This is a genomic window from Bradyrhizobium campsiandrae (genome assembly GCF_014529705.1).
Classification (GTDB): Bacteria; Pseudomonadota; Alphaproteobacteria; order Rhizobiales; family Xanthobacteraceae; genus Bradyrhizobium; species Bradyrhizobium campsiandrae.
Genome location: NZ_JAANIH010000182.1, coordinates 1 through 533, shown reverse-complemented (window position 1 = coordinate 533; position 533 = coordinate 1). Strand labels below are relative to the sequence as shown.

1 protein-coding gene and 1 pseudogene are annotated in these 533 nt (G+C 42.0%); both read left to right on the top strand.

Features of this window, described 5'->3' with window-relative positions; all coding sequences use genetic code 11:
* Positions 1-173 precede the first annotated feature (173 nt).
* A pseudogene (locus tag G8O24_RS47065) lies at positions 174-341 on the top strand (MucBP domain-containing protein); the annotation flags it as partial.
* Between the two features lie 3 nt (positions 342-344).
* Positions 345-533, top strand: a 189-nt coding sequence (locus G8O24_RS47060; protein WP_210324919.1) for a MucBP domain-containing protein, incomplete at its 3' end; no start/stop codon positions are given.

Genomic DNA, 533 nt, shown 5'->3' with positions numbered 1-533 from the left:
CCTGTGTCTGATCAAGTGCAAACTTGCCCTTAAACAGCTTCAAATGATACTTCATGGCTGACTCTTTTTTTTTTTTTGAACCAACCAATGCAACTGGACAATTCACAAGCAGCGCGCAAACCGTCAACTACATTTAGACAAAAAATCCAGCCCCTGAAAAAGGAGTTGTAGAAATTCACTATGTTGACGAAAATAATAAACAACTGAGCTCCGCCACTGAAATTTCTGGAACAGTAGGAAATAACTACACAACTGAGCCAAAAACTATCGACGGCTATACGTTAACAACTACACCAGATAACGCAACCGGAACATTCAACACAAGTAGCCAAACAGTGACATATGTGTATACTAAAAACATCGAAGCAGCAGAGCCTGTAACAGTGAATTACGTGGATGCTAACGGCAAAACGCTCGCTCCATCAGAAACCCTAAACGGAACTATTGGCGACACATATAACGCCACTGCCAAACAAATCGACGGCTACACATTATCCGCCGAACCAACCAATGCGACTGGACAATTCACAAAT